Origin of the sequence: Nonomuraea sp. NPDC059194 (assembly GCF_042754765.1) — a bacterium.
Taxonomy (GTDB): Bacteria; Actinomycetota; Actinomycetes; order Streptosporangiales; family Streptosporangiaceae; genus Nonomuraea.
This window is the reverse complement of record NZ_JBHZBH010000014.1, coordinates 80,505-104,558: the sequence shown is the minus strand read 5'-3', so window position 1 is coordinate 104,558 and position 24,054 is coordinate 80,505. Positions and strand designations below refer to the sequence as shown.

Sequence of the window (24,054 nt, the reverse complement as noted above, 5' to 3'; positions counted from 1 at the left end):
GTTAACAAGCCTGCCTGCGGATTGCCCGCTTCCACTCACCGGAAGGACGCCGCCGTGTCGTCGGTGCCGGCTGCGACGGTGAGCGCTATGAGAGTCGGGAAGGTGGTCGGGTCGGCGGCCGAGGCGGTCGCCGGCATCGGTGAGGGCTCGTCGCTGGCCGTGGGCGGATTCGGGCTGTGCGGCGTGCCGTCGGTGCTGATCGCGGCGCTGCACGAACAGGGCGCGGGCGGGCTCCACGTGGTGTCGAACAACTGCGGCCTCGACGGGCGGGGGCTGGGGCTGCTGCTGGCGGCTGGCCGCATCGCGCGGGCTACGGGTTCCTACATCGGCGAGAACAAGGAGCTGGCCAGGCGCTACCTGAGCGGCGAGATCGAGGTGGAGCTGGTGCCGCAGGGCACGCTGGCCGAACGGCTCAGAGCCGGCGGCAGCGGGATCCCCGCCTTCTACACACCCGCGGGTGTGGGCACGATGGTGGCCGAGGGAGGGCTGCCGTGGCGCTACGCCGCCGACGGGCGCGTGGCCGTGGCCTCGCCGGCCAAGGAGGTGCGGGAGTTCGGCGGCCTGCCGTACGTGCTGGAGGAGTCGATCAGGACGGACTTCGCGCTGGTCAGGGCGGCCAAGGGCGACGTTCACGGCAACCTGGTGTTCGACCGGAGCGCGCGCAACTTCAACCCGCTGGCGGCGATGGCGGGCGGGGTGACGATCGCCGAGGTGGAGGAGCTGTGCGAGCTCGATCCCGGCGAGGTGCACCTGCCGGGCGTGTTCGTGCAGAAGGTGGTCGCGCTGACACCCGAGCAGGCGGCCGACAAGCACGTGGAGAAGAGGACGGTGCGCGCCTGATGGCCTGGTCAAGGGAGCAGATCGCGGCCAGGGCGGCGGCCGAGCTCGCCGACGGCGCCTACGTCAACCTCGGTATCGGGCTGCCGACGCTGATCCCCGGCTTCATCCCGCCCGGCGTGAACGTCGTCGTCCATTCGGAGAACGGCGTGCTCGGCGTGGGTCCCTACCCGCTGGCGGACGAGGTCGACCCCGACCTGATCAACGCGGGCAAGGAGACGGTCACGGTCCTGCCGGGGGCCTCGTTCTTCGACTCCGCCATGTCGTTCGGGATGATCCGCGGCGGCCACATCGACGTGGCCGTGCTCGGCGGGATGCAGGTCTCGGAAAGGGGCGACCTGGCCAACTGGTCGGTGCCGGGCAAGATGATCAAGGGGATGGGCGGGGCGATGGACCTGGTCCACGGCGCGCGCAGGGTCATCGTGGTCATGGAGCACCTCGCCCGGGACGGCTCACCCAAGATCGTCAAGGAGTGTTCGCTCCCGCTGACGGGGGCGGCGTGCGTGCACCGGATCATCACCGACCTGGCGGTGATCGACGTGACCACCGACGGGCTCAAGCTGGTGGAGACCGCGCCCGGCGTGAGCGTGGATGAGGTCAGGGCAGCCACCGAGCCCGAGTTGCTGGCCGAGGGTTAACATCCGGTCATGCCGCCCCTTAGCGTCGCAGGAAAAGTGATGGCGATCCTGGACGCCTTCACCCACGGCGAGGTACGGCTGACGCTGACCGAGATCTGCCGCCGCGCGGACCTGCCCCTGGCCACCGGGCATCGGCTGGTGGGAGAGCTGGCCAGGGGCGGTTTCGTCGAGCGGCTGCCCGACGGCGCCTACCGGGTCGGCATCAGGCTGTGGCGGATCGGCGCCCAGGCGGCCGCCGCGGCCGACCTGCGCGAGCTGGCGCTGCCGTACATGGAGGACCTGTACGAGGTGACGCACGCCAACGTGCAGCTGGCCGTACGGCGAGGGCTGAAGGCGCTGTATCTCGAACGGCTGCGCGGGCCTGCCTCGGTGCCGATCGTCAGCAGGGTCGGCGGCGAGCTACCGCTGCACGCCACCGGGGTGGGCAGGGTGCTGCTGGCCTTCGCGCCCGAGCAGGTGACCGACGAGCTCGTCGCGGCGGGGCTGCCCGCGCTGACCAGGCACACGGTGACCGACCCCGACCGGTTGCGCGCCGTCCTGGCCGAGGTGCGCAGGACGGGGGTGGCGGTGACGCGCGAGGAGATGACGCTGGGCACCTGCTCGGTGGCGGCGCCGGTGCGCGGCGCGGGCGGCGAGGTGGTCGCCGCGCTGTCGATCGTGACCAGGCCGCGCGCCGACCTGCGGGCGGTCGTGCCGACCCTGGTCACCAGCGCGAGGGCGCTGTCGCGCGACGTCAGCGGACATTATTGATGGGGTGGTTCCGCTGACCGGAAGGCGGGTGACCGGGCGCGAGGGGCCAGCCGTGAGGATCGGGGCATGCGAACCCAGGTAGCGATCATCGGTGCGGGGCCCGCGGGGCTCCTGCTCTCCCACCTGCTCGAACGGCGCGGCATCGACGCGGTGGTGCTGGAGAGCCGCGACCGCGCCTACTGCGAGAGGCGGCAGCGGGCGGGGATGCTGGAGCAGGGCACGGTGGACGTGCTGCGTGCCGCGGGCGCGGGCGAACGGCTGGACCGTGAGGGCCTCCCCCACCACGGTCTTGAGCTGCGCTTCGGCGGCGCGGGCCACCGGATCCCGCTCAGCGAGCTGACCGGCGGCCGGACGGTCACGATCTACGCGCAGACCGAGATCGTGAAGGACCTCGTCGCGCTGTCGCCCGAGGACAGGATCAGGTTCGAGGCCGAGGTGGTCGAGGTGGACCCGGCCACGCCGCGCGTCACCTACCGCGAGAACGGCGTGCTCAAGGCCCTCGACTGCGACCTGATCGCCGGCTGCGACGGCTTCCATGGGGTCTCGCGCGCCGCCGTGCCGCGGGCGAAGGTGTTCGAGCGCGACTACCCGTTCGCGTGGCTCGGCGTGCTGGCCGACGTGCCGCCCTCGACCGAGGAGCTCATCTACTGCCACCACGAGCGCGGCTTCGCCCTGCACAGCCTGCGCTCGCCCGAGGTCAGCCGCCTCTACCTCCAGGTCGCACCCGGCGAGGACCCGTCGGCCTGGCCGGACGAGCGCATCTGGAGCGAACTGCGCACCAGGTTCGCCACCGACGACGGCTGGACCCTCGACGACGGCCCGATCAGGGAGAAGGCGGTCACGCCGATGCGCAGCTTCGTCACCGAGCCGATGCGGCACGACAACCTCTTCCTGGCCGGTGACGCCGCGCACATCGTGCCGCCGACCGGGGCCAAGGGGCTCAACCTCGCGGTGTCCGACGTGACGGCGCTGGCCACGGCGATCGCCGCCCGCTACGAGGAGGGCTCGACCACGTTGCTCGACGGCTACTCCGCCGCCAGGCTCAGGCACGTGTGGCGGGCCGAGCACTTCTCGTACTGGATGACCACCCTCCTGCACACCGACCACACGGCCGATGCCTTCGCCAGGCGGCTGCAGCTGTCGCATCTGGAGTACGTGGTCTCGTCGAGGGCGGCGGCCACCACGCTGGCGGAGAACTACGTCGGCTTCGTCCCCGACGGCGCGTGACCCGTCCGCCCATCCCCCACCCTCACCCCCGGGCCTCCCCCGCTCCCGTCATCATCGGCGACGCGCACGTGGCCTGACCGGCGGGTGCCCGGTCCAGGGAGCGCCCGAAAAGGTCAGAGGAGGGTTTTGAGGAGGTCCCTGGTGCGCTCGCGGGCGGAGAACTCGGCCGCGACGAAGTCGGTCACCCCGATCTGGCCGAGCGCCTCGATCTGGGCGCGCACCTCGGCCTCGTCGCCGACGATCGCCACGTCGCCGGGGCCCGCCGCGCCCTCCCTGTCGAGCATCGCCCGGTAGGAAGGCAGCTGGCCGTACACCGAGAAGACCTCGGCGGCGCGCGCCCTGGCCGCGCCGGGTTCGTCGGTGACGCAGACCGGCAGCGCGCACACCACGCGGGGCGCGGGCCTGCCCGCCCGCTCGGCGGCGCTCGTGATGGCGGGCACGACGTGCTCGGCGACGGTCCTGGGCCCGGTCATCCAGAGGACGGTGCCGTCGGTCATCGAGCCGGCCAGTTCGAGCATGCGGGGGGCGAGCGCGGCGATCAGGACCGGCAGCCCCGTGCCCGGGATGCTCAGAGCGAGGTCGGCCCGCAGGGTCTCACCCTGGACGTCCGCCTTCTCGCCACGCGTCAGCGGCAGCAGGATGTCCAGGTACTCCTTCATGTGCCTGGCCGGACGCTCGAAGCTGTAGCCGAACATGCGCTCGATGACGACCTGGTGCGACAGGCCGATGCCGAGCGCGAGCCTGCCGCCGAGGGCGAGGTTGGCAGTCAGCGCCTGCTGGGCCAGCGCCGCGGGGTGGCGCGGGTAGGTCGGCACGACCGCGGTGCCGAGCTCGATGCCCGGCGTCTGGCTGCCGGCCACGGCCAGCGCGGTGAGAGCGTCGAGACCGAAGATGTTGGACAGCCAGGCGGAGGCGAACCCGTCTTCGGCGGCTCGGGCGATCGTCTCCCGCAGCTCGGCGATGGGATCAGCGCCCCTGGGCTCGTTGAGGTACAGTCCGACTCGCATCGCAACCGAACTCCATTCTGGTCTGGGTGCGGCGAGTCTAACCCGGCAAGATCCCGGTCACCGTGTACGCCACGGCGATCGTGTGGCGAAAGGTCGTCGCCGTGCCGGGTCTGTAGGGTGGATCTCATGACGCACGAGCGCGCCGGACAGCCCGCCCAGCCCTCCGACCTGGTCGACGTGGCCCGCCTGGTGACCGCGTACTACGCGCTGCACCCCGACCCCGCCGAGGTGTCGCAGCGCGTGGCGTTCGGCACCTCGGGGCACCGCGGCTCGTCCCTGGACACCGCCTTCAACGAGGACCACATCCTCGCCACCAGCCAGGCGATCGTCGACTACCGCGCCGCGCAGGGGATCACCGGGCCGCTGTTCCTCGGCGCGGACACCCACGCGCTGTCGGAGCCCGCGAAGGTGTCGGCGCTGGAGGTGTTCGCCGCCAACGACGTGACCGTGCTCATCGACAGCCGCGACGGCTACACGCCCACGCCCGCCGTCTCCCACGCGATCCTGACCCACCCCGGCTCCGACGGCGTCGTGGTCACCCCCTCGCACAACCCGCCGCGCGACGGCGGCTTCAAGTACAACCCGCCCAACGGCGGGCCGGCCGACACCGACGCCACCTCGTGGATCCAGGACCGCGCCAACGCGCTCATCGCGGGCGGCCTGAAGGAAGTACGGCGGGCGCCGTACACCCCGTCGCTCGGCGAGCGCTACGACTTCCTCGGCCACTACGTCGACGACCTGCCCAGCGTGATCGACCTCGACGCGATCAGGTCGGCGGGCGTGCGCATCGGGGCCGACCCGCTCGGCGGCGCGAGCGTGGCCTACTGGGGCGAGATCGCCAACAGGCACGGCATCGACCTCACGGTCGTCAACCCGCTGGTCGACCCCACCTGGCGGTTCATGACGCTCGACTGGGACGGCAAGATCCGTATGGACTGCTCGTCGCCGTACGCCATGGCGTCCCTGATCGCCAACCGGGCGGGCTACGACATCGCCACCGGCAACGACGCCGACGCCGACAGGCACGGCGTGGTCACCCCCGACGGCGGGCTGCTCAACCCCAACCACTACCTGGCCGTGGCCATCTCCTACCTGTACGGTCACCGCTCCGCCTGGCCGTCAGGGGCGGGCGTCGGCAAGACGCTCGTCAGCAGCAGCATGATCGACAGGGTGGCGGCGTCCATCGGGCGCAAGCTGTACGAGGTGCCCGTCGGGTTCAAGTGGTTCGTCTCGGGGCTGCTGGACGGCTCGCTCGGGTTCGGCGGCGAGGAGAGCGCGGGGGCCTCGTTCCTGCGGCGCGACGGGTCGCCGTGGAGCACCGACAAGGACGGGATCATCCTGGCCCTGCTGGCCTCGGAGATCCTCGCGGTGACGGGCTCGTCGCCCAGCGAGCACTACCTGTCGCTGACGTCGCGGTTCGGCACACCCGCCTACGCCAGGGTGGACGCCCCCGCCACCCGGGAGGAGAAGGCGGTGCTGGCGAAGCTGTCGGCGTCGCAGGTCAGCGCGGACACGCTGGCGGGCGAGGCGATCACCGGGGTGCTGACCAGCGCGCCCGGCAACGGGGCGGCGCTGGGCGGGGTGAAAGTGACGACGGAGAACGCCTGGTTCGCGGCCAGGCCCTCGGGGACCGAGGACGTCTACAAGATCTACGCGGAGTCCTTCAACGGCCCCGACCACCTGGCCCAGGTCCAGGAGGAGGCCCGCGCGGTCGTCTCGTCCGCGCTCGGCTGACCGACCTGTTACCCGTTCAGCGCGAACCCCGCGTCGGGGTGGACGGCGGTGCGGGCCAGGTCGGCCCGCCGTCCGGCGGCCACCCCGTCGCGATAGCCCGTCCCGCTCATCCGCGGCACGCTCCGCCTGATGCGCGGGTACACCTGCGCCACCGCCCGCTCCACGTCGGCCTTGCGATCGGCCAGCACCAGCTCTGTCCCCGGCGCGCCCGACGCCGCCGCCCGCGATTCGGCCGCCACCAGCAGCCGGTACACCTCGTCGGTGAAACCGAGCATCCACGAGCGCCGGTAGGCCCGCACCCGGTCGGGCGGCACCGCCACCCTCGCCACTCCCGACGCCATCTGCAGCAGCAGCGAGGTCGCCAGCAGGTCGGCCCGCTCCAGGTCGGACGCGAACCCGAACACGTGCACCCGCTGCCCGCCGTCCCCCTTGCCGATCAGCACGGGACGGCAGCGCACCGCCTCCGACACCAGGTAGACCAGCCTGGCCTTCTCCCGCGCCCAGGGGTCGCCGAGCGTGACGACCCGATTGGCGGGCGTGCTGCGGGCCGAGGAGGGCGCGGCCCGCTCGATGCCGTACTTGGCCATCAGCGCCGTCGCCGCGGCCATGAACGTCTCGCGTTCGTGCTCGTTGTCGGTGCCCTCGGCCTTGGCCAGCAGCTTGCGCACCCGATCGAGGGTGCGGCTCATCCCGGGGTCGGTCACCCGGTGAGGATACGGTCCCCGTCCGCGATGATGGGGAAGGCGCCGGTGTCGACGATGCCGTGCTCCTGATAGAGGGCCTCGATGAGCGCGTGCGCCTGCGGTTCGAGCTTCCACAGCGCCCGATACTCCCGCGCGGTGGCCAGCGAGAGGCCGATCTCCTGCGCGATGTCCACGGTGCGCGGCACGATCCGCTTGGCGATCTGCCGGTCCCAGTACTCCCTGGCGGCCCGCATCAGCGCGGCGCGCTGGGCGGTGTCCATGACCTGCGGGGTGGTGTCGAGCAGCTGAATGTCCTCGTCCTCGTCCTCGACCAGGCGGGCCAGCGCAGGCGGCAGCGCGGGCCTGGCCGGCACCGGCTGGTGGTCGGTCTCGGCGGCCCACGGCACGCGGGGGTCGGCGTCGATGAGCTTGGCGGTGTTGTAGAGGGCAGCGATCTGCTGCAGCAGCGCCTCCTGGCGGGCCGGGTCGACGGCCAGGCCCGTGTGCTCGACCGCCTGGTCCATCGCCCGGTCGAGGCGGGCCATCGCGACGCGCAGCTTGCGCTCGGAGGCGCCCTGCTCGCGCAGGGAGCGGGCCTTCTTGGCGGCCAGCGCCACCCTGGTGAGCCTGCGGTGGGCGTCGACCTCGCTCGCCGTACGGTCGGACACCTCGGCGATGCCCATCCGCACCAGCACCCGCTCAGGCGTGAAGCGCCAGTTGATCCGGCCGGTGCCGCGGATGCGGTGGCGTTCGATCGCCATGCCGCGCTCCCACAGCCACGCGGCCACCAGCGGCGCGGCCAGCCGGAAGATCGCCTCGGCGAGGCTGCGCGCGTCCATGCTGGACAGGACCGCGGTCAGGCACGTCAGCGCCCACACGGCGATGCCGTCGATGCCGGCGGAGAAGTTCTCCCGCATGTTGCGCCGCGCGCGCACGGCGGAGGTGACGATCGCGACCTCGATGAACGCGAACAGCAGCAGCCTGAGCGGGCCGTCGAGGCCGAGCACGTCGCCGGAGAAGCGCCACATGCCCTGCGCGGACACGCCCGTGGCGATGGAGGCGGCGACGACGGTGAGGATGTCCTCGATCGGGCGGGGGGCTATCACCTGCAGGTAGAAGCGCGCGCTCGCGCGGAGGGCGACGCGGAGGGCCAGGAAGGCGAGCGCCAGGGCGATCAGGGCCAGCAGGCAGATGAGGGCCGCGCTGACCGGGTGCTCCGACGCGAAAGTGGCGGCTTGCTCGAAGAGAGGCATCAGTCACTTTCCGTCAGTCTCGATGTCCGACTGTATATCCGACGAGATCATCGCAGAATGTCGGCTTCCTGTATGCGAAACCGCGGTGTTGGGGGGCGCTGTCGCGTGCGGGGCCCGTCCACTCTTCCCCCCTCGGAATGAGGTGCATTTCATCCCAGGGGATCACATAACCGACTACATGCCCCCCTACGCTGTTGGTCGTGTCTGATAATGAGTTCCCGCTCGTGCAGTTCATGCGCGAGGGTTTCGATCCCGTCGCCGAGCTGGCCCGCATCCGCACGGAGCAGCCGGCCTACCCCATGCGGATCCCCGGCGGGCAGACCGTGTGGCTGGTCACCCGCTACGAGGACGTACGGGCGGTCCTGGGCGACGCGGGACGGTTCAGCAACGACTTCGGCAACGTGATCGGGATGGGCGCCACCCAGGAGGACCCCGGCGGCCTCGGCTTCCGCGACCCGCCCGAGCACACCAGGTTGCGGCGCTACCTGACCCCCGAGTTCACGATGCGGCGGCTGCGCAGGCTGGAGCCCCGGATCGAGGCGATCGTGAACGACTGCCTGGACACCATGGAGCGCAAGGGCTCGCCGGTCGACCTGGTCGAGGAGTTCGCGCTGCCGATCCCCTCGCTGGTGGTGTGCGAGCTGCTCGGCGTGCCGTACGAGGAGAGGGCCGACTTCCTGCGGCTGAGCACCGACAGGTTCGACTTCTCCGCCGGACCCGAGGCGTCGCTGGCGGCGGTCAACGAGTCGATGGCCTTCCTCACCGAGCTGGCCGCCAGGGAGCGCGAGAACCCCGGTGAGGGCCTGCTCGGCCAGCTGGTGCGCGACCACGGCGACGAGATCTCCGACAAGGAGCTGGCGGGCTTCGCCGACGGGCTGCTGACCGGCGGGCACGACACCAGCACCAGCATGCTCGCGCTCGGCACGCTGTGGCTGCTGGAGAACCCCGACGAGCTGGCGAGGGTCCGCGAGGGCGGCGAGCACGTCAACAGGGTCGTGGAGGAGCTGCTTCGGTACATGAGCGTGGTGCAGGTGGCCTTCCCCCGTTTCGCGCGCGAGGACCTGAAGCTGGCCGGGCAGCCGATCGCCAAGGGCGAGATGGTGCTGTGCTCGCTGGCGGCGGCCAACCGCGACCCCGCGCTGGGCGCGGACATGGACACCGTCAAGCCGATGCGGGAGATGCCCTCCCACCTGGCCTTCGGACACGGCATCCACCGGTGCATCGGCGCTCCGCTGGCGCAGATGGAGATGCGCATCGCCTACCCCGCGCTGCTGCGGCGCTTCCCCGGGCTGCGGCTCGCCGTGCCGTACGAGGAGGTGCCGTTCAGGGAGCTGGCCATCGTGTACGGCCTGAAGCGGCTGCCCGTCGCGTTCTAGCCGTCGCCCTCAAGACATGGCCCTCCCCTGAGAGCGTGTCAAGGCGTAGCGTCACAGATGTGGCAGCGATCGACCTGACCGGGATCAGGGCCGTGGTGTTCGACACCGATGGTGTGGTCACCGACACGGCCAGGGTGCACGCCGCGGCGTGGAAGAGCGTCTTCGACCCCTACCTGCGAGGGCGCTCGGAGCCGTTCGACGTGCGGGAGGACTACATGTGCCACGTCGACGGCCGTACGCGCCTCGACGGGGTCCGCACGTTCCTCGGCTCGCGCGGGCTCGCGCCCTCGGAGGAGGACGTGGCCGCTCTCGGCGCGGCCAAGGACCGCATCTTCGTGGGGCAGATCGAGCGGTACGGCGTGGCCGCCTTCCCCGCGGCCGTCGTGCTGCTGCACGAGCTGCGGCATCGCGGCTGCCGTACGGCGGCGGTCTCGGCGAGCGCCCACTGCCGCAAGGTGGTGGCGGCGGCGGGGCTGATGCACCTGTTCGACGTGGTCATCGACGGACGGCACGACCAGCCGGGCCCCGCCTCGTTCGACGAGGCGGCGACGCTCCTTGACACCCCACCCGACGAGATCGCGGTCGTCGGCGACTCGCTGCCGGGGATCGAAGCGGCCGGTCGCGGCGGGTTCGGGCTGATCGTGGCGATCGACAGGGCGGGGCTGCCGTTCAAGGAGCTGGGCGCCCACGTGGTGATCTCCGATCTCGCGGAGCTGGACGTCACTGGTCGTGTTCGTCTATAACGTGCGGAGTATGACCGACAACCTCGACCTGGCCGCCCGCGCCCAGGAGCTGGCCGACAGCGCACCCGCCGGGTCGCTCAGCCGTACCGCCGCCCACTCGGTCGCGATCACGCTCGCGACGACCAGGGACGCCGAGCACGCCAGGAGCGTGCTCGACGGTCTCGATCCCGCCGACGTACGGCAGGCGGCGCTCGAGCTCTTCGGAGTGCTCACAGTCGACGATCGCGACGTCACCGCCTGACGGCCGGCCGGAAGCCGGGTTCCGGACAGGGCGGGGGAAGGCACCGAGGGGTCGGCGTCATATCCTGAACTGACCCTGTCCGCCGACCCTAACGGTGATCTGTATGTTCGAGGTCTTCTCGGCCCTCGCGCCGCCCGCGATCGTGGCCACCGCCTTCCTGCTGGGCGTGCGCGCCCTGCTCAAGCACGAGAAGGCGGCCAAGGCGCAGGAACGCCGCGAGGCTCTGGCCGACAGGCAGGCCGCGCAGGGCGGCCAGTAGGTCTCTGTGGGACAGGCGGGCCGCGGCGAGCGCTTGGAGGGCTCAGGCGGACCGCGGCGGGCGGCCCCGGAGGGTTAGGCCGCCTCCTCCTGCGGTTCCAGGCCGGCCAGCAGGTTGAACGCTCCTGTCATGAAGTTGAGCGTGACCAGGCCGACGAGGTCCGCGATCACCCGGTCGCTCCACCCGTGGCCGCGCAACTCGGCCACGTCCGCGTCGGAGATCGACGCGGGCTCGGCCAGCAGCCGCACCGCCACCGCGATCAACGCCCCCTCGCGAGGGTCGGTGGAGGCGCCCTGGCGGGCCAGCGTGATGTCCAGGTCGCTGAGGCCCGCCGCGCGGGCCGCCGCTTCGTGCGCCTGCTGGCACAGGGCGCAACCGATCCACTCCTGTACGGCCAGCGACACCTTCTCGCTGAGTTGACGCGGGAGCTTGACGCGCTTCATCGCCCTGTTGAGGTCGAGGTAGCCCTGGAGCAGCGCGGGCGAGTGGGCCATCGTGGAAACCATGTTCCCGGCGCCGCCGTGGCGCTGCACGATGCCGTCGAGCAGTTCCTTCGACTTCTCCGGCGCCTGTTCGGGGGCCAGGCGGTCAAGACGTCTCATGTCTCCTCCTTTGGATCACTAGCCCTGAACCATACCCCCCTAGGGTTTATTCCGCTACCACGTCCTCCCTGCTGAGGGAGCCGCGCTGCCCGGGTGGGCGGGGTGAGACCCGCGGACGCGGCGGTCGCGTGGCCGCCTTGGAGTCGGCCACGGCGCCCCACGAGTTGCGCGAGCCCCCATCCCCGCCTCGACCGCGACGACGGGGCTGCCGCCGCGGCGCTCGAAGGATCGATCCCTCCCGTCGCGCCTGCGAGCCGTGGCCCCCTTCGCCCCTGGGTAAGTGTCTATCGGCCTTGCCACGATCCGGGCCATCGCGGATGATCTCCGCGTGGAGCAGAAGCAACGGATGCCACGACCCGTCGACATCGCCTGCCTGGTCGTGACCATCCAGGCGGCGCTCGCGGCGGTCGGCGCGGTGTTCATGGGCGCCTTGATGGTGGCGGGACCGGACATTCCGTGGGTGGCGTGGGTCCTGATGCTGCTGACGCTGGCGGCGGGGGTCTGCGGCTGGATGCTGGCCGACAGGATGTCCTCCCGCAGACGACGCGTCCTCGCCTCGGTCATCGCACTGGAGGCCGCTGTTTTCGCCGCCGGGGTGGCGTCGGTCGTCGAGGACTCGGACCCCGGCTTGCTCTCGCTGGTCAACCCCCACCTCATCGCGCCCGTCGTCGTGACCGGTCTGCTGCTGGTTCCGTCGTCCGCTCGCGCCTGGTTCGACCGCTGACCGCGTCGCCGCCCGCTCCCCCGCTCGGCCCTCGATGGTGACCCCGATCTCGACCGGCCGCTCGCCGACCGGCGTCCCTGCCACGAGGGCTCGGAACCGCCGCCGAGCGCCACCACCCTGGCGTCCGCGTCGAGTGTCGGTGTCAGGCGTCAGGCGTCGATGTCAGGCGTCGGCGTCAGGCGCCAGGCGTCTGCGTCGGGTGTCGGCGTCCGCGTAGGAGGGATCGCGCAGGTGACCGGACAATGAGGAGGCGTCGACAACCTGGCGGTGCCAGGCGGCAACGGCGGCCCTGCGCCCGCTGGCGGGAGTCTCCGGCATGCCGCCTCGGTCCCGGGGTGCCGTCTCAGGTGTGACAGCTCTTTCCGCGGGTCGCGGCTCGCGGGGCGATGGCATGCCTTCGGAGGGAGATCACCGGTAGCCGCCACAAATCCTGACTTATCCCGCTAAGGTCCGTGGGGTTGCTCTCAACCGCCTCAGGAGTCACCTCTCATGCCGCACGTCGCACCACTGCGTCACGGTGACCCTGCCGCGATAGGCGCCTACCTGGTCGTCGGCCGGTTGGGAGAGGGCGGCCAAGGCGTCGTGTACCTCGGCCGGGCGCCCGACGGCAGGCCGGTGGCCATCAAGGTCCTGCGCGAGGGTGTCGCCCCCGACGACCGCTTCGCGCGGGAGATCGCCGCGGCTCGCAGGGTGGAGCCGTTCTGCGTCGCCCAGGTGCTCGACGCATCGCTGAGCGGCCGGCCGTACATCGTGACCGAGTACATCGACGGGCCCACCCTGCAGCAGGCCGGCAGGCACAGCGGCGCGGAGCTCCAGCGGCTCGCCGTCGCCACCGCGACCGCGCTGGCGGCGATCCACCAGGCGGGCGTCGTCCACAGGGACTTCAAGCCCGCGAACGTGCTGCTGGGCCCGGGTGGGCCGCGTGTCATCGACTTCGGCATCGCCCGCGCCGCCGACGCCGGGGCCACCGTGACGAGCAGCGTCGTGGGCACGCCCGCCTACATGGCTCCCGAACAGCTCGCGGGGGCCCAGGTCGAGTCGGCGACGGACGTGTTCGCGTGGGCGTCGGTGATGGTGTGGGCCGCCACGGGGGCTCCGCCGTTCGGCGAGGACACCCTGCCCGCGATCATCAACCGCATCCTGCACAACGAGCCCCAACTGGGCGACCTGCAGCAGCCGCTGCGTTCGATCGTCCACGCCTGCCTGGCCAAGGATCCCGCGCACCGGCCGACGATGCGGGACGTGCTCCTGCGGCTGATCGGGGGCGGCGCGCCTGAGGAGCACACCGCGCCCGCGCACGGCCGGCCACGAGCACGGCGCGGGCGCGTCGTCATCCCCGTGATCGCGGGCTCCGCCGTCGTGGCGTCGGCGGCCCTGGTGGCCGTCGTCGTCTCGCGGTTGCCCGCGGCGGACGGTATGGGCTCCGACCCCTTGCTCGCCGCCGTCACCACGGCCGTCCAGACGCCGGAAGAAAGCACGTCCATGCCGGCCAGGCGCGTCACGCCCGGCACGAAGAAGACCCGCAAGGCCACCCGCTCGCCCCGGCCCGCCGCTACGGACAAGCCCACGCCCACCTCCAGGCCGACGACCGCGCGGCCGACGTCCACCGCTGAACCGTCCACGTCGACCCGGCGCACCGCCCCCGCCACGCGCAAGCCCGCCGTGAGCGCGAGGGTCAGCATCCTGCCTTTCGCGATCTCCGGCGGGCCAGGGCAGAGCGAGGCGGACGGCTGCTACAAACCCCCGGTGCACTTCCAGACCGATGTGGAGTCGAGCAAGAAGTCGGTGTGGATCTCCTACCAGTGGATCGTGGACGGGAAGGTGGTCACCAGCGGCAAGAGCTGGGTCCCCGACGACGCCTACACCGCGTTCGTGACCGCTCCGCAGTACATGCTGAAGGAAGGCTCGCACAGGATCGGCCTGCGGGTCACCTCACCGGGTACGGCCAGCAGGAACGCCTCGATCGACGTCTGTTCGGTGGAGTACTGATGACGGCGTTCTCGATCGGCCCGTACCGGGTCGTCAGGCAGCTCGGCGAGGGCGGGCAGGGCGTGGTCTATCTCGCCACCGCGCCCGACGGACGTCCCGTCGCGGTCAAGACGCTGCGCGAGGGGTTCGCCGGTGACGACCGCTTCGCCAAGGAGATCGCAGCGGCGCGCAGGGTGGAGCCGTTCTGCATCGCGCAGGTCCTCGACGCTTCGCTGGGCGGCCGGCCGTACATCGTGACCGAGTACGTCGAGGGCCCCTCCCTACATCAGGCGGGCCGCCACCTCGGCGCCGACCTGCAACGGCTGGCCATCAGCACCGCCACGGCGCTGGCCGCCATCCATCGGGCGGGCGTCGTGCACCGGGACTTCAAGCCCGCCAACGTGCTGCTCGGACGGGACGGGCCGCGCGTCATCGACTTCGGCATCGCCCGCGCGGCGGGCTCCGCCCTCACGGTCACCAGCAGCATCGTCGGCACCCCCTCCTACATGGCCCCCGAACAGCTGGCCGGCGCCGAGGTCGGGCCGGCGGCGGACGTGTTCGCCTGGGCGGGGGTGATGGTGTTCGCCGCCACGGGCACACCGCCCTTCGGCAGGGGGTCGCTGCCCGAGGTGATCAGGAGGATCCAGTACGGCGAGCCCCACCTATCGGGCGTCCCCGACGCGCTGCGCCCCGTCGTGGCCGCCTGCCTCGCCAAGGACCCGGCCCGCCGCCCCGCCATGCAGGATGTGCTCTTCCAGCTCATCGGCGGCCAGGCGCCTCCTCGGACGGAGCCCGTCCGCCGTCACCGCAGGTCCGCGCTCGTGGCGGGCGGCGCGGCGCTCGCCGTGGCCTGCGTGACCGCCGGGGCCTGGTGGGCCGTCTCCACCTGGCCGGACGACAGCAGCACCGGAACCGTCGCCGCCCTTCCCCCCGGCCCCTCAGGCGCCATCACGACGGGCCGCTCAGCCACCGCCACCACGACGACCCCTGATACGTCAGGCAACGCCACCGCGGCGAAGACCGGACGCCCCTCGAACACCGCGCCAGCCAAGCCCACCAAGAGCGCGACCCGCGCCCGCCCCACCGCCGAACCCGGAGAGTCGGCCACGCGCCCCAGCTCCGCCCCCACCGCCCCGCCGACCAGACGCACCCCCAAGCCGAGCACCGCCAGCGGGAGCGTGACCTCGGTCAGCCTGCGCTACGAGGGGATCAGGATGGGCGACTGCTGGCGCTACGACATGAACATCTACGCCGACGTCGAGGCGACGGGCACGATCAGCTACCGGTGGCGGGTCAACGGGCAGAGCATGGGCAGGCGCGACAGCAGCCCGTCGGACAAGATCGTGCTTCCGTCCATCACCTGGAAGGAGGCGGGCTCGTACCGGGTCGTCTTCGAGGTGATCACGCCCGCGAGCCGCCAGCGGAGCGTGACGGTGAACATCTGCGATTTCGACGAGGGCTGGTGACCGGCTGCCCGCCCCACTCTGCGCTTTCCGGCGATCTTTGAGGTGAGGGCGGCGGCGCTGACACGCTGACACCCCTTCTGGCCGACTGGTCCGGGCGGCTCTTGCTTGCTACCCGTTCAGCTTCGCCATGGCTTCGACGATGTCAGCGTTGTCGGACTGGAGACGACCGGCCCATCCCGCGTTCTCGAGCGGGTAGTGATTCATGAGGATCAGCGTCTCTTCGGTGTTGGCGAGGCCGTCATAGGCCTCGGCGATCCTCTCCCCGACCACGGCTGAGCGTGCCGACCCCCTTTTCGGATTATCTTGCGCGCGATGTCGATTCGGCGGTTCCGCCGTTCGACGCATGGGTGAGAGGGTCCGAACGGGACCCTGGACACCGCAGGAGGAAACCGTGAAGTACATGCTGATCATGCGCGCGAGCGACGAGGCCTACGCCGCGTTCCAGGACGTCGACTTCAACGAGATCATCGAGTCCATGGGCAAGTTCAACGACGAGATGATCTCGGCGGGCGTGCTGGTCGCCGCGGAGGGTCTCGATGACGCGTCACAGGGCGTCGTCGTGGACTACTCCTGCGAGCCGCCCGTCGCCACCGACGGGCCTTACGGTGAGACCAAGGAACTGTTCGGCGGCTACTGGATCCTCGATGTCGCCTCGAAGGAAGAGGCCGTCGAGTGGGCCAAGCGGGCGCCGATGAGCGGTCCGGGGATGAAGGCCGAGATCCGCCGCGTCACCAGCATCGACGAGTTCCCGCAGGACAACGAGTGGATCCAGAAGGAGCGGGCATGGCGGGTGGCGACCGGCCAGCTGTGAGCGAGCTCGCGAGCGAACCAGTCAACACAGCATCCTGGATCACAGGCCCGACAAAGGAGGGCCTGTGATCGATCCGTACGGCGGCCGCCAGGCCGTCGCGGCGGTGTGGCGGATCGAGTCCGCGCGCATCGTCAGCGCGCTCGCCCGGTTCACCGGCGATTTCGCGCTGGCCGAGGACGTGGCACAGGAGTCGCTGGCCGAGGCGCTCGTCGCCTGGCCGCGAGACGGCGTGCCGCGCAATCCCGCGGGGTGGCTGCTCACCGCGGCCCGGCGGCGCGCGATCGACTCCTTCCGCCGCCGCTCGGCACTCGACGAGAGGTACGCCGCCCTCGCCCGCCACCTGGGCGAGGGCGGTGTCGCCTCCGCTCAACAGGCAACGCCTCCGGTGGGCGCGGCACCGGACACCGACCTGCTGTGGGATCCGGACCGCGTCGATGACGACCTGTTGGCGCTGATGTTCATCGCCTGCCATCCGGTGCTGTCGCGCGAGGCCCGGATCGCGCTCACGCTCCGCGTCCTCGGCGGCCTCACGAGCGACGAGATCGCCCGGGCTTTCCTCGTGCCGACCGCCACGGTGCAGGCGCGCATCACGCGGGCCAAGAAGACGCTCGCGGCCGCGCAGGTGCCGTTCGAGATGCCACCGCCCGACGAGTGCCGCAAGCGGCTCGGCTCGGTGCTCAGCGTGCTGTACCTGATCTTCACCGAGGGCTCGACCGCCACCTCAGGAAGTGAGTGGATCCGCCCCGATCTGGCTCGCGAGGCGGTCCGGCTGACCCGGATCCTGGCGCGGCTGGTCCCGGACGAGTCGGAGGTGCACGGCCTGCTCGCCCTCTTCGAGCTCACCGCCGCCCGGTTCCCCGCGCGCTTGGACGAGGACGGTGAACCGGTCCTGCTGGAGAAGCAGGACCGCCGGCGTTGGGACCGGGCGGCGATCCGGCGCGGGCGGGCGGCCTTGGCTCAAGCCGGGCGCGTCGGCCATGGTCTTGGTGTGTACGGCGTGCAGGCCGCGATCGCCGAATGTCATGCGGTCGCGCCGTCCGTCGAGGAGACGGACTGGGACCGGATAGTGCTGCTCTACGAGGCGCTTGGCCGCCTGGCGCCCTCGCCCGTCGTCGAGCTCAACCGGGCGGTCGCGATCTCCATGGCCCAGGGCCCGGCAGCCGCGCTTGCCGTCGTCGACGATCTGGTCGCGGCGGGGCACCTGTCCGGCTCTCATCTGCTGCCGAGCGTGCGCGGCGAGCTGCTCAGCCGCCTCGGAAAGCGCGACGACGCGCGGCGTGAGCTCGAGCTCGCCGTCAGGCTGTGCGGGAACGAGCGCGAGCGCAGCCTGCTTCAGCGTAAGCTGGCCGCCCTGGGCTGACAACCGGCTCAGGCGGTGGAGCGGATCTTCCCAGCGGATGCCCACTCGGGAGATCGAAAAGGCCGCCCCGCGTGTTGCGGAGCGGCCTTCGAGATGGTGGGCGATACTGGGATCGAACCAGTGACCTCTTCGGTGTGAACGAAGCGCTCTCCCGCTGAGCTAATCGCCCGCCCTGTCCGGCCCCTCGCGGCGCCGACGTGGAAAACCATACCGCACTTCCCGACCACTCGCGAAGCGACGCGACCCGGAGGGGGATTGGGGCCAAAGGCGGCGGTTGCCCGTCAGCATGGCGTCTCGTTGGCATACCATCAAGCTGTTCCGGAAGGCCCCGATCGCCCGAAAGGTCGTGCAGGGCGCGCCGAGACGACGCCAGCAACCCGCAAAACCCTCGCAAACATCATCCCAGTTAATGATGTTTAGCCAGGTAGATGCCCAAATGTCCATCTGTGAGTTGCGTTACAGAAGGGCCTGGAGGCGGAATCTTTCCTACAGGTTTCTTCGTTCCGCGTCATAGCTCAGGACGAAGTCCGTCAGAGCAGTGAAAGCCCCGAAGAGGGGACCGTACGACGAAAAGGTTTGGCTGACGATGAACAGCACCACCGTCTCCGCCGAGCTTGGCCTTCGGCTTGTGGTCCCCGACCGTACTACCGTCCCCCTGCTCGCCGGACTGAGCTACACAGCCGACGACCCGTATGCCATCCGCATGGCCTTCCACGTAGGGAACGACGAACCGGTCGAGTGGATCTTCGCCCGCGAACTGCTGACTGTAGGCATTGTGAGGCGTGTCGGCGACGGCGACGTGCAGGTCTGGCCCGCACGCGCCGACGGCGAACGCACGCTCCACATCAGCCTGACGTCGCCGTTCGGACAGGCGCTCTTCGAAGTCCCCCTGGCTCCTCTCACCGAGTTCCTGCACCGCACGTACGATCTCGTGCCCGCAGGCCGGGAGACCGATTTCATGGATCTGGACTCCGAGCTGACCAACATGCTCTGGCCGTCCTGACCGATCCCCGACCCCGATCCTCGTCCCGTGATGCCCGCACCCCGGTGCGGGCATCACGCTTTTCAGATGGTGGCGAGGAGCTCCTTCATGCGCGCCACCTCGATGCCCTGGCCGGAGTAGACGTCCTTGGCCATGAGCAGCATGCGCTGGTCCTGGCCGCCGGACAGCTCCTCGCCCGCCATCCGCATCGCGCCCTCGTGATGCCTGATCATGAGCTGCAGGAACATCCGGTCGAAGGCGGCGCCGCGGGCGGCGCGCAGCGCGTTCATGTCCTTCAGCGAGGCCATCCCGTAGCCGCCGGAGGCGTGCGAGCCATGATCGGGTACGGCTCTGCCGAGCGCGCCGAGCCAGTCGCGCATGACGATGATCTCCGGCCGCTGGGTGAGCGCGATCTGCCGCGCCACGGCGCGCACGCCCTCGGCCTTCGCCCGCGCCTCGACCAGGCCGGTCATCTCCATCGCCTGCCGGTGGTGCGGGATCATGCCCTCGGCGAAGCGCACGTCCGCCGCCACGGCCGACCAGTCGCGGGCCGGAAGGCTCTCCCCCGGCTGCGCCGTACGGCCGGGCCCTCCCGGCGATCCGGGGACGATCACGGGCGCGCCAGGGCCGACCGATGAGGGTCCGGCGAGCTCCGATGCGCAACCCGCCAGCGCCGATGTCACCATTACTGTGACGAAAAGTCCGCGCGTTCGGAACCTGGCTGACATAGCTTCCATACTGGTCCACGATTCCCAAGGGGGCGCACGTGAAGTTCTCCAAGCTGGGTGCCGCGGGGGCACTGCTCGTCGTGTTGTCGGCGTGCTCGTCGGCTCCACCGCCCTCTCAGCCCCAGCAGGCGGCCTCCTCCGCGGTCGCCGCTCCCCCCTCCCCCGCCGCCCCGAGCACCGGCGCCGCGGACTCCGACGGGGAGGTGATGACCTCCGACAACGTCAGGCTGGTCGCCAACATGCCGCGCGAGGCCCCGCTCGACGGCGGCATGAACTGGAACTCCGACCTGGCCTTCCAGGGCGACTACGCCTACGTGGGCAACTTCGGCGGCTTCACCGTCTACGACATCTCCGACCCCACCAAGCCGAAGACGGTCAGCAAGGTGGCGTGCGAGTCGCAGCAGAACGACGTGTCCGTCCACGGGAACCTGCTGTTCCTGTCGGTGGACGAGCCCCGCTCCGACGAGACGTGCGCGTCCAAGCCGGGCAGCAGGGGCGCCACGGAGAGCAGCACGCCGTGGGAGGGCATCCGCATCTTCGACATCACCGACAAGGCGGCGCCCAAGTACGTGAGCTCGGTGGCGACCGACTGCGGCTCCCACACCCACACGATGGTGCCCGGCAAGGACCCCGACACTCTCTACATCTACGTCTCCTCGCCGGGGCCGGAGCCCGACTCCAAGACCTGCCCCGCGCCGCACGAGCTGATCCAGATCGTCGAGGTCCCGGTGAAGGACCCGAAGCAGGCCAAGATCGTGGCCTCGCCCGACATCTTCCCCGACGGCCAGGGCGCCGACTCGTTCATGGCGGGCTGCCACGACATCACCGCCTACCCGGAGAAGAACCTGGCCGCGGCCGCGTGCTTCGGCGACGGGGTGCTGCTCGACATCACCGACAGGGTGAAGCCGAAGGTGTTGCAGCAGGTCAAGGACAAGGAGAACTTCCAGATCTGGCACTCGGCGACGTTCAACAACGACGCCACGAAGGTCGTCTTCGGTGACGAACTGGGCGGCGGCGGGATGCCGACCTGCGACGCCAAGACGCCGGTGACGAAGGGCGCCAACGCGGTCTACGACATCGTGGACGGCAAGCTGGAGCGGCGCGGCTACTTCAAGATGCCGCGGGAGCAGACGGCCAAGGAGAACTGCGTCGCGCACAACGGGTCGCTGATCCCGGTCAAGGGCAAGGACATCATGGTCCAGGCGTGGTACCAGGGCGGGGTGTCGATCTGGGACTTCACGGACTCGAACGCGCCCAGGGAGATCGGCTACTTCGAGCGCGGGCCCGAGCGCGGCGAGCCGATGATCGCGGGATCGTGGTCGGCGTACTACTACAACGGCTACATCTACTCCAGCGACATACTGCGCGGCCTGGACGTCATCGAGATCAACGACCCGCTGACGGACCCGGCGAAGTCGGTGAAGATGACCGACTTCAACGTGCAGACCCAGAAGAGCTTCTGACCGTTTTCTCTGGTACGGCAAGCCGGTGTGAGCTCTCCTGTGGTCACCACACCCGCCTGTCGGTCGACGCCACTCGGGCGCGCGGGCCGGCCGCCGTCACATCGCCCGTGAAGCGAGAAGCCCGGCGCGGCCCGCACCGCATGCGGCTCCAGGCGTCGCGGTCCGGCCGTACAGTAGGGATCATGCCGACCCGCCTGGCTGTCGCCGTGCCGACGGACCTGCTCGCCGAGCGGCTGTTCCAGGTCCTGACCGACTGGTCGAGGCACCCCGAGTGGATGTTGCTGACCACCGCGCGCGTCGTCGAGGGCGACGGGCGCGGCGTGGGCAGCGAGCTGGCCGCCTTCACCGGCGTCGGCAGGCTCGGCTTCCTCGACACGATGGTCATCACCCGGTGGGAACCGCCCACGGCGGTCGCGGTCAGGCACACGGGGCTGCTGGTGCGCGGCACGGGCGTGTTCAGGATCGCGGGCGGGCGCCTCATCTGGGCCGAGGAGCTGTCGCTGCCGCTCGGCACGCTCGTGCGCCCGGTGGCCAGGGCGTTCATGCGGTGGTCACTGCGGCGACTGGTCAGGCTGGCCACTGGCCGCGAATCGACAGCGCCGCACGGAGCGTAACCGTAAGCGGAAGTAGTGCCTACGGTCACCGGGCCACGGCCAGACGGTAGTCCTCGTCGGTGGCGAGGAGGTTCCGATGCGTGTCCTCCGCGGTGACGATGCCGTCGTCCAGGACGAGGACCCGGTCGGCGGCGTCCAGGAGGGCCGGGCTGCTGGTGATCACGATGGTGGTGCGCCCTCGGCGCAGCGCGGCGAGGTTGCGCGCGATGAGCTGCTCGGTGACCGCGTCGACCGCGGTCGTCGGGTCGTGCAGGACGAGGACGTCGGCGTCGGCGGCGAGGGCGCGGGCCAGAGACAGCCGTTGGCGCTGCCCGCCGGATAGGTTCGCGCCGCGATCGCGGACGCCGTAGTCGAGTCCTTCGCGGTGGAGGGCGACGACGTCGGTCAGCATCGACGCCTCGACGGCCTCGGGGACCATCCGGCTGGAGCCCGACGGGTCGATGTTCGTGCGGAGGGTGCCCGCGAAGATCTCCCCGTCGTACGGGTTCACCAGCATGTGCTCGCGGACCGCCTCGATCGACAGGTCCGCCGTCTCCTGCCCGCTGACCCGCACCACACCCTCATACGCGCCGGGCGGGACGTTCACGGCCAGGACCGATGCCAGGTCGGCCGCCGTGCGCGGCTGGTAGGCGGCGATCGCCACGAACTCGCCGGCCGACACCTGGAACCTCACCTTGCGCAGGGACCCGTACCGGACGCAGTCGACCTCGAGGTCCCCGCCCGCGGACGGGCGGTCCCGCCCCGGGATCATCACCGGCGGCGCGGCCAGCACCAGGGCCATCCGCTCGGCCGACGCGCGCGCGATCATCACGTACTTCGGCATCTCTGAGAACAGCTTGAGCGGTTCCATGACGAACTGCGCCAGCCCCACGGCCATGACGAGCTGCCCGATGGTGATCTGGCCCCGGAACGCGAGCCACCCCGCCGTCAGGGTCACGGCGGCGGCGAGGATCGCGTTGAGGGCCAGCGCGACGCCCGCGTACGCGCCGTTCACCCGGGCGACGGTGATCGCCTGGTGCTTCGCCTCCGTACTGACCTTTCGGTAGGACAGGAACGCCGCGTCGTTGCCGCCGAAGCCGTGCAGCGGGCGCAGGCCGGTGATCAGGTCGGCGACCTTCGCGCCCGCCCGCGCCACCCGCGCCTGCTGTTCGCGGGTACTGACGCCGATCCGCTTGGACATCACGCTCAGGATCGACAGGATCGCGACGGTCCCCACGATCACCAGCGAGCCGAGCCAGATGCTGGCCATGCCCAGCGCCACCGCCGTGATCACCACCGCGACCAGGGAGCTGATCAGCAGCGGCACCACCTCGATGATGTCGGCGGTCTGGTCGGCGTCCTCGGTGGCGATGGTCAGCACCTCGCCGGACTTGAGGTCGACGTCCCTGGCCACCGGCTGGAGTCCGCAGGCGGCGACCCGTACCCGCCAGCGGTGCGCCTCGGTCGTGTTGGCCTGCTGCAGGACGCGCATCCCGAACCGCCACGACAGCGACACGGTCGTGATGATCACGGCCAACGCGGCGATCGACAGGGCGAGCGAGCCGAGGCTCCGGTCCCGCATCGTGTGTTCGACGATGAGGCCGAGCGCGATGGGGAAGGCGGTCTCACCCGCCTGGTACATGCCCATGAGGACGGTGCCCCAGGTCATGGCGCCGACGTTGCGCCGCAGTGCGGTCCAGAGGATGTCGGACCCCCGGCGGGGCCGCTGCGTGTCAGGAGTCGTCATCGAGCTGACCGCCCTCTCGCCAGGCCCGCCACAGTCGCGCGTACCGGCCGCCCAGAGCCACCAGCTGCTCGTGAGTTCCCTGCTCCACCACGCGTCCCGCGTCCAGCACGGCGATCCGGTCCGCCGCCATCGCCTGCGTCAGCCGGTGCGCCACCAACAGCGTGGTCCGGCCCTGGCACGCGGCCGACACAGCCCGCTCCAGCTCGGCGGCGCCCTCGCTGCCCGCCTCCGCGGTCGACTCGTCGAGCACCACCACCGGCGACCGGCCCAGCACCAGCCGGGCCAAGGCGATCTGGGCGACCTTGGTGACGTCCAGGCGCTCGCCGCCCTCGCCGACCATGGTGTTCAGCCCATCGGGCAGCGCGTCGGCCCACCCGTCGGCGCCGACCGCGCGCAACGCGTCCATCAGTTCGGCGTCGGTCGCTTCCGGCGCGGCCAGCCGCAGGTCGTCGGCGAGCGGACCGGAGAACACGTGCGTCTCCTGCGTCAGGATGCTCACCAAGGCGCGCGCCCCTGCCTCGTCCAGGTCTGCGAGGTCGGTCGGCCCGATGCGCACCGATCCCGCCTGCGGGGTGCCGATGCCCGCGATCAGCGCGGCCAGGGTGGTCTTGCCCGCGCCCGTCGCGCCCACCAGCGCGAGCGAACCCCCGGCCGGGATCGCCAGGTCGACATCCAGGAGGACCGGCTCCTCGGAATCGGGGTAGCTGAACGTCAGTCCCTCGACCGTCACCGGGTACGGCACGACGTCCGCGGACACGGCGGCCGCACTGCCGACCAGCCGGTCCTGCGCGGCCTCGCCCAGCACCCCGACCAGCCCGGGTCAGGCTCGCGCCCGACTTCTGCGCCTCGTCGAAGGTGAACA

The 24,054-nt window shown here is 71.0% G+C and carries 26 protein-coding genes and 1 tRNA gene; 17 read left to right on the top strand and 10 right to left on the bottom strand.

The window, feature by feature from the left end; genetic code table 11:
• Positions 1–87 precede the first annotated feature (87 nt).
• The 4 genes from ACFXJ8_RS19165 (at position 88) to ACFXJ8_RS19150 (ending at position 3,452) form a co-directional block, all read left to right on the top strand.
• A complete protein-coding gene (locus tag ACFXJ8_RS19165; RefSeq protein WP_379645242.1) occupies positions 88–840 on the top strand; it encodes a CoA transferase subunit A in 753 nt (250 codons plus the stop codon).
• Entirely contained in the window at positions 840–1,475 is a 636-nt protein-coding gene (locus tag ACFXJ8_RS19160; protein WP_379645241.1) for a 3-oxoacid CoA-transferase subunit B, read from the top strand. Before ACFXJ8_RS19165 ends, ACFXJ8_RS19160 begins: the two co-directional genes overlap by 1 nt.
• A 9-nt stretch (positions 1,476–1,484) precedes the next feature.
• On the top strand, positions 1,485–2,225 hold the full coding sequence (locus tag ACFXJ8_RS19155; protein WP_379645240.1) for an IclR family transcriptional regulator: 741 nt from the start codon (positions 1,485–1,487) through the stop codon (positions 2,223–2,225).
• A 66-nt stretch (positions 2,226–2,291) separates the two neighbouring features.
• Positions 2,292–3,452, top strand: coding sequence for a 4-hydroxybenzoate 3-monooxygenase (locus ACFXJ8_RS19150; RefSeq protein WP_379645239.1), 1,161 nt, complete (start codon positions 2,292–2,294; stop codon positions 3,450–3,452).
• 113 nt (positions 3,453–3,565) lie between these two features.
• Here ACFXJ8_RS19150 and ACFXJ8_RS19145 read toward each other — a convergent pair whose 3' ends face one another.
• Positions 3,566–4,459, bottom strand: coding sequence for a TIGR03564 family F420-dependent LLM class oxidoreductase (locus tag ACFXJ8_RS19145; protein ID WP_379645238.1), 894 nt, complete (start codon positions 4,457–4,459; stop codon positions 3,566–3,568).
• A gap of 126 nt (positions 4,460–4,585) precedes the next feature.
• On the opposite strand from ACFXJ8_RS19145, the gene pgm reads away from it, so the two are divergent.
• On the top strand, positions 4,586–6,193 hold the full coding sequence (gene pgm / locus ACFXJ8_RS19140) for a phosphoglucomutase (alpha-D-glucose-1,6-bisphosphate-dependent) (protein ID WP_379645237.1): 1,608 nt from the start codon (positions 4,586–4,588) through the stop codon (positions 6,191–6,193).
• A gap of 8 nt (positions 6,194–6,201) precedes the next feature.
• On the opposite strand, the gene ACFXJ8_RS19135 is transcribed toward pgm, so the two are convergent.
• Both ACFXJ8_RS19135 and ACFXJ8_RS19130 read right to left on the bottom strand, forming a co-directional pair.
• Positions 6,202–6,897, bottom strand: coding sequence for a DUF2786 domain-containing protein (locus ACFXJ8_RS19135; RefSeq protein ID WP_379645236.1), 696 nt, complete (start codon positions 6,895–6,897; stop codon positions 6,202–6,204).
• Positions 6,894–8,129, bottom strand: a complete 1,236-nt coding sequence (locus ACFXJ8_RS19130; protein ID WP_379645235.1) for a hypothetical protein — start codon at positions 8,127–8,129, stop codon at positions 6,894–6,896. Before ACFXJ8_RS19130 ends, ACFXJ8_RS19135 begins: the two co-directional genes overlap by 4 nt.
• A gap of 200 nt (positions 8,130–8,329) precedes the next feature.
• Between ACFXJ8_RS19130 and ACFXJ8_RS19125 the strand changes: the two genes are divergently transcribed.
• The 4 genes from ACFXJ8_RS19125 (at position 8,330) to ACFXJ8_RS19110 (ending at position 10,748) form a co-directional block, all read left to right on the top strand.
• Complete coding sequence (locus ACFXJ8_RS19125; protein WP_379645234.1) at positions 8,330–9,505, top strand: cytochrome P450; 1,176 nt, start codon at positions 8,330–8,332, stop codon at positions 9,503–9,505.
• A 59-nt stretch (positions 9,506–9,564) separates the two neighbouring features.
• On the top strand, positions 9,565–10,248 hold the full coding sequence (locus ACFXJ8_RS19120; RefSeq protein ID WP_379645233.1) for an HAD family hydrolase: 684 nt from the start codon (positions 9,565–9,567) through the stop codon (positions 10,246–10,248).
• 10 nt (positions 10,249–10,258) lie between these two features.
• Positions 10,259–10,489 carry a hypothetical protein gene (locus tag ACFXJ8_RS19115; RefSeq protein ID WP_379645232.1) on the top strand — a complete coding sequence of 77 codons (231 nt, stop codon included), beginning with the start codon at positions 10,259–10,261 and terminating at the stop codon, positions 10,487–10,489.
• A 103-nt stretch (positions 10,490–10,592) separates the two neighbouring features.
• On the top strand, positions 10,593–10,748 hold the full coding sequence (locus ACFXJ8_RS19110) for a hypothetical protein (protein WP_379645231.1): 156 nt from the start codon (positions 10,593–10,595) through the stop codon (positions 10,746–10,748).
• A 74-nt stretch (positions 10,749–10,822) separates the two neighbouring features.
• Here ACFXJ8_RS19110 and ACFXJ8_RS19105 read toward each other — a convergent pair whose 3' ends face one another.
• On the bottom strand, positions 10,823–11,350 hold the full coding sequence (locus ACFXJ8_RS19105) for a carboxymuconolactone decarboxylase family protein (RefSeq protein ID WP_379645230.1): 528 nt from the start codon (positions 11,348–11,350) through the stop codon (positions 10,823–10,825).
• 328 nt (positions 11,351–11,678) lie between these two features.
• On the opposite strand from ACFXJ8_RS19105, the gene ACFXJ8_RS19100 reads away from it, so the two are divergent.
• Positions 11,679–12,074, top strand: coding sequence for a hypothetical protein (locus ACFXJ8_RS19100; RefSeq protein WP_379645229.1), 396 nt, complete (start codon positions 11,679–11,681; stop codon positions 12,072–12,074).
• Positions 12,075–12,236: 162 nt separating this feature from the next.
• Here the strand turns inward: ACFXJ8_RS19100 and ACFXJ8_RS19095 are convergent, their stop codons facing one another.
• Complete coding sequence (locus ACFXJ8_RS19095) at positions 12,237–12,392, bottom strand: hypothetical protein (protein ID WP_379645228.1); 156 nt, start codon at positions 12,390–12,392, stop codon at positions 12,237–12,239.
• Between the two features lie 171 nt (positions 12,393–12,563).
• On the opposite strand from ACFXJ8_RS19095, the gene ACFXJ8_RS19090 reads away from it, so the two are divergent.
• Together ACFXJ8_RS19090 and ACFXJ8_RS19085 are read left to right on the top strand one after the other, a co-directional pair.
• Entirely contained in the window at positions 12,564–14,063 is a 1,500-nt protein-coding gene (locus tag ACFXJ8_RS19090) for a protein kinase (protein ID WP_379645227.1), read from the top strand.
• On the top strand, positions 14,063–15,508 hold the full coding sequence (locus ACFXJ8_RS19085) for a protein kinase (protein ID WP_379645226.1): 1,446 nt from the start codon (positions 14,063–14,065) through the stop codon (positions 15,506–15,508). The genes ACFXJ8_RS19090 and ACFXJ8_RS19085 overlap by 1 nt, the downstream gene beginning before the upstream one ends.
• 108 nt (positions 15,509–15,616) lie before the next feature.
• On the opposite strand, the gene ACFXJ8_RS19080 is transcribed toward ACFXJ8_RS19085, so the two are convergent.
• A complete protein-coding gene (locus tag ACFXJ8_RS19080) occupies positions 15,617–15,853 on the bottom strand; it encodes a hypothetical protein (protein WP_379645225.1) in 237 nt (78 codons plus the stop codon).
• A 46-nt stretch (positions 15,854–15,899) separates the two neighbouring features.
• Here ACFXJ8_RS19080 and ACFXJ8_RS19075 point away from each other — a divergent pair, with 46 nt between their 5' ends.
• Both ACFXJ8_RS19075 and ACFXJ8_RS19070 read left to right on the top strand, forming a co-directional pair.
• On the top strand, positions 15,900–16,319 hold the full coding sequence (locus ACFXJ8_RS19075; protein ID WP_379645224.1) for a YciI family protein: 420 nt from the start codon (positions 15,900–15,902) through the stop codon (positions 16,317–16,319).
• Between the two features lie 64 nt (positions 16,320–16,383).
• Entirely contained in the window at positions 16,384–17,679 is a 1,296-nt protein-coding gene (locus ACFXJ8_RS19070; protein WP_379645223.1) for an RNA polymerase sigma factor, read from the top strand.
• 94 nt (positions 17,680–17,773) lie between these two features.
• Here the strand turns inward: ACFXJ8_RS19070 and ACFXJ8_RS19065 are convergent.
• Positions 17,774–17,848 (bottom strand) — tRNA-Val (locus ACFXJ8_RS19065).
• 417 nt (positions 17,849–18,265) lie between these two features.
• Between ACFXJ8_RS19065 and ACFXJ8_RS19060 the strand changes: the two genes are divergently transcribed.
• Positions 18,266–18,682 carry an SsgA family sporulation/cell division regulator gene (locus ACFXJ8_RS19060; RefSeq protein WP_379645222.1) on the top strand — a complete coding sequence of 139 codons (417 nt, stop codon included), beginning with the start codon at positions 18,266–18,268 and terminating at the stop codon, positions 18,680–18,682.
• A gap of 62 nt (positions 18,683–18,744) precedes the next feature.
• Here the strand turns inward: ACFXJ8_RS19060 and ACFXJ8_RS19055 are convergent, their stop codons facing one another.
• Positions 18,745–19,347, bottom strand: a complete 603-nt coding sequence (locus ACFXJ8_RS19055; protein WP_379645221.1) for a DUF305 domain-containing protein — start codon at positions 19,345–19,347, stop codon at positions 18,745–18,747.
• A gap of 80 nt (positions 19,348–19,427) precedes the next feature.
• On the opposite strand from ACFXJ8_RS19055, the gene ACFXJ8_RS19050 reads away from it, so the two are divergent.
• Together ACFXJ8_RS19050 and ACFXJ8_RS19045 are read left to right on the top strand one after the other, a co-directional pair.
• Positions 19,428–20,852, top strand: a complete 1,425-nt coding sequence (locus ACFXJ8_RS19050) for an LVIVD repeat-containing protein (protein ID WP_379645220.1) — start codon at positions 19,428–19,430, stop codon at positions 20,850–20,852.
• Between the two features lie 182 nt (positions 20,853–21,034).
• Positions 21,035–21,466, top strand: a complete 432-nt coding sequence (locus tag ACFXJ8_RS19045; protein ID WP_379645219.1) for an SRPBCC family protein — start codon at positions 21,035–21,037, stop codon at positions 21,464–21,466.
• A 25-nt stretch (positions 21,467–21,491) separates the two neighbouring features.
• On the opposite strand, the gene ACFXJ8_RS19040 is transcribed toward ACFXJ8_RS19045, so the two are convergent.
• Both ACFXJ8_RS19040 and ACFXJ8_RS19035 read right to left on the bottom strand, forming a co-directional pair.
• On the bottom strand, positions 21,492–23,192 hold the full coding sequence (locus ACFXJ8_RS19040) for an ABC transporter transmembrane domain-containing protein (RefSeq protein WP_379645218.1): 1,701 nt from the start codon (positions 23,190–23,192) through the stop codon (positions 21,492–21,494).
• A complete protein-coding gene (locus tag ACFXJ8_RS19035) occupies positions 23,179–23,997 on the bottom strand; it encodes an ATP-binding cassette domain-containing protein (RefSeq protein ID WP_379645217.1) in 819 nt (272 codons plus the stop codon). The genes ACFXJ8_RS19040 and ACFXJ8_RS19035 overlap by 14 nt, the downstream gene beginning before the upstream one ends.
• Positions 23,998–24,054 lie beyond the last annotated feature (57 nt).

Bases quoted from the DNA above. Each gene is read 5' to 3' on its own strand.
- ACFXJ8_RS19155 (WP_379645240.1), top strand. From the start codon at position 1,485: ATGCCGCCCCTTAGCGTCGCAGGAAAAGTGATGGCGATCCTGGACGCC.
- ACFXJ8_RS19150 (WP_379645239.1), top strand. From the start codon at position 2,292: ATGCGAACCCAGGTAGCGATCATCGGTGCGGGGCCCGCGGGGCTCCTG.
- ACFXJ8_RS19115 (WP_379645232.1), top strand. From the start codon at position 10,259: ATGACCGACAACCTCGACCTGGCCGCCCGCGCCCAGGAGCTGGCCGAC.
- ACFXJ8_RS19055 (WP_379645221.1), bottom strand. From the start codon at position 19,347: ATGGTGACATCGGCGCTGGCGGGTTGCGCATCGGAGCTCGCCGGACCC.
- ACFXJ8_RS19130 (WP_379645235.1), bottom strand. From the start codon at position 8,129: ATGCCTCTCTTCGAGCAAGCCGCCACTTTCGCGTCGGAGCACCCGGTC.
- ACFXJ8_RS19085 (WP_379645226.1), top strand. From the start codon at position 14,063: ATGACGGCGTTCTCGATCGGCCCGTACCGGGTCGTCAGGCAGCTCGGC.
- ACFXJ8_RS19145 (WP_379645238.1), bottom strand. From the start codon at position 4,459: ATGCGAGTCGGACTGTACCTCAACGAGCCCAGGGGCGCTGATCCCATC.
- ACFXJ8_RS19045 (WP_379645219.1), top strand. From the start codon at position 21,035: ATGCCGACCCGCCTGGCTGTCGCCGTGCCGACGGACCTGCTCGCCGAG.
- ACFXJ8_RS19165 (WP_379645242.1), top strand. From the start codon at position 88: ATGAGAGTCGGGAAGGTGGTCGGGTCGGCGGCCGAGGCGGTCGCCGGC.
- ACFXJ8_RS19060 (WP_379645222.1), top strand. From the start codon at position 18,266: ATGAACAGCACCACCGTCTCCGCCGAGCTTGGCCTTCGGCTTGTGGTC.
- ACFXJ8_RS19160 (WP_379645241.1), top strand. From the start codon at position 840: ATGGCCTGGTCAAGGGAGCAGATCGCGGCCAGGGCGGCGGCCGAGCTC.
- ACFXJ8_RS19110 (WP_379645231.1), top strand. From the start codon at position 10,593: ATGTTCGAGGTCTTCTCGGCCCTCGCGCCGCCCGCGATCGTGGCCACC.
- ACFXJ8_RS19090 (WP_379645227.1), top strand. From the start codon at position 12,564: ATGCCGCACGTCGCACCACTGCGTCACGGTGACCCTGCCGCGATAGGC.
- ACFXJ8_RS19080 (WP_379645225.1), bottom strand. From the start codon at position 15,853: ATGCGTCGAACGGCGGAACCGCCGAATCGACATCGCGCGCAAGATAAT.
- ACFXJ8_RS19105 (WP_379645230.1), bottom strand. From the start codon at position 11,350: ATGAGACGTCTTGACCGCCTGGCCCCCGAACAGGCGCCGGAGAAGTCG.
- pgm (WP_379645237.1), top strand. From the start codon at position 4,586: ATGACGCACGAGCGCGCCGGACAGCCCGCCCAGCCCTCCGACCTGGTC.
- ACFXJ8_RS19040 (WP_379645218.1), bottom strand. From the start codon at position 23,192: ATGACGACTCCTGACACGCAGCGGCCCCGCCGGGGGTCCGACATCCTC.
- ACFXJ8_RS19095 (WP_379645228.1), bottom strand. From the start codon at position 12,392: ATGCCGGAGACTCCCGCCAGCGGGCGCAGGGCCGCCGTTGCCGCCTGG.